Annotated in this window: 3 protein-coding genes; all 3 read left to right on the top strand. The window is 39.0% G+C overall.

Going from position 1 to position 2,176, the window contains the following annotated elements; translation table 11 throughout:
* On the top strand, window positions 1-699 hold a 699-nt coding region (locus AC6F8J_RS13800), incomplete at its 5' end, for a CheR family methyltransferase (RefSeq protein ID WP_500724149.1).
* Window positions 700-705: 6 nt separating this feature from the next.
* Window positions 706-1,716, top strand: coding sequence for a chemotaxis-specific protein-glutamate methyltransferase CheB (locus AC6F8J_RS13795; protein WP_500724147.1), 1,011 nt, complete (start codon window positions 706-708; stop codon window positions 1,714-1,716).
* 3 nt (window positions 1,717-1,719) lie between these two features.
* Window positions 1,720-2,176 (top strand): chemotaxis protein CheD (locus tag AC6F8J_RS13790; RefSeq protein ID WP_500724145.1); only part of this gene is annotated, 457 nt, incomplete at its 3' end.

Raw genomic sequence — 2,176 nt, 5'->3', positions numbered from 1 at the left:
CATAACTTAAATAGTTTTATGGCTTATTATCAATTGCTTAAAAACGACAAAGAAGGTAAGGAACTGAGTCGTCTGATTGATAAAATCACCACCAACCATACCTATTTTATGCGCGAATCGGAGCACTTTAATTATTTGATGCAAGAGGTGTTGCCTTATATGAAGAGGTCCATACAGAACAAAGACCTACGGGTTTGGTGTGCTGCAGCATCCTCGGGAGAAGAACCGTATACCTTGGCCATACTTCTTGCAGATTTCTTTAAGAATGAAGCCTTTTTATGGGATAAAAAACTGCTGGCGACGGATCTGTCCTTAAGTGTCCTTGAAGAAGCGAAAAAGGGCATATACTCAAAAGAAAAGCTAAGTACCCTGCCTAAAATATGGCTGCTAAATTATTTTAATAAAATTAATGACCATCAATTTCAGGTCAAGGAAAGCTTAAAGAAGGAAGTTGTTTATCGAAGATTCAACTTGCTTGAACCCTATTTTCCGTTTAAAAAAAAGTTTCATATCATTTTTTGTCGCAACGTCATGATCTATTTTGACCATGAGACAAAAGCACAACTGATTAGCAAACTATATGATATCTTAGAACCTGGAGGCTACTTGTTTATAGGACATTCAGAATCCATCAGTAGAGAAAGCACCAAGTTTAAATATATTAAGCCAGCAGTCTATAGAAAAGTAAAAGGGGGATGAGTAAGGATGGCTATAAAAGTATTGATTGTTGATGACAGCCGTGTTTTTAGAGAAATTTTATCAAGGGGCATTCAAATAGACCCTTCTATCATAGTAGTAGCAACGGCTATAGACCCTTATGACGCAGCCGATAAAATCCTTGAGTTTGAACCGGATGTGGTCACCTGCGATATAGAGATGCCCAAAATGAATGGTATAGAATTTATTAGACGTCTAATGCCACAATATCCTGTACCAATTATTGTAGTAAGTGCCGTTAGCAACAAGGTCTTTGATGCTATGAAGGCAGGCGCTGTTGAGTTTGTATCTAAGCCAAGCGCCCAGTCTCCCGAAAGTGTTCAAGATTTTATACTTGAGTTGGTGGGTAAAATAAAGGCAGCGTCTAAAGCAAGTGTCAAAATCAATGAAAAGCCCATAGTGGTAGAAAAAAATGATCATCAAGAAATTAAACAGTTTGACTTAATCGGGATTGGCGCATCCACAGGGGGTACAGAAGCCATATTCAAGGTATTAAAGCAACTGCCTAGTGATATGCCGGGTATTGTTATCGTTCAACACATACCACCTGTTTTCTCGGCCATGTTTGCAGAAAGGTTAAACAATCAAACCCATTTCACGGTCAAAGAGGCAGTTGATAATGACATCATTAAGAAAAACCATGTATATCTGGCGCCGGGTGATCAGCACATACAAGTCGAGAAAAGAGGAGCTGGTTATAGTTTGAAAGTATATGTTAGTGAAAAAGTCAGCGGACATTGCCCTTCCGTAGATGTCTTATTCCTATCTATAGCAGAACAAGTAGGTAAGCGTGCGATGGGTGTTCTACTCACAGGTATGGGGTACGATGGAGCAAAAGGGATAACGGCCATGAAAAGAAAAGGCGCCATTACCATAGGTCAAGATGAAGCATCCAGTGTGGTATATGGTATGCCAAAGGTGGCTTATGAACTAAATGGCATAACAAAGCAGACTTCCTTAGATCTAATGGGTCACAATATGATGAAATACTTGAGGTGATATATGTTAAATGTAGGTATTGGTGAAATCATAATATCCAACGATCCGAGCGAAACCATTGTCACCCATGCCCTTGGATCTTGTGTTGCATTAATCATTCATTGTAACCATACAAAACATACAGCAATGGCTCATATTGTACTTCCTCAGAATTCAAGTACTAGAAATCAGGCTCTTTATAAAATGAAGCCGGGTTATTTTGCATCGGATATTGTCCCCTTTATGGTGAATTATTTCCTAAAAAAACTAGGTTGTAGCAAAGAACAATTAGAGGTAAATCTAGTAGGCGGTGCAGAATCAAGCCAAGAGACGGATCAATTTTTAGTCGGACAAAAGAATGTAGCTATGGTTGGGCATTTGATTAGAGCCTATGGTTTAAAGATGGATGATGCAGAAACCGGTGAGCGTTTTAGCCGGACAGTTACAGTAAAAGTCTCAAATGGTCACATACATGTCAAAC

This window comes from Petrocella sp. (genome assembly GCF_059865615.1).
This window is presented reverse-complemented; position numbering and strand designations above follow the sequence as displayed.

What these genes read in the sequence shown, in the direction of transcription:
- AC6F8J_RS13795 (WP_500724147.1), top strand. Translation starts at nt 706, where the DNA reads ATGGCTATAAAAGTATTGATTGTTGATGACAGCCGTGTTTTTAGAGAA.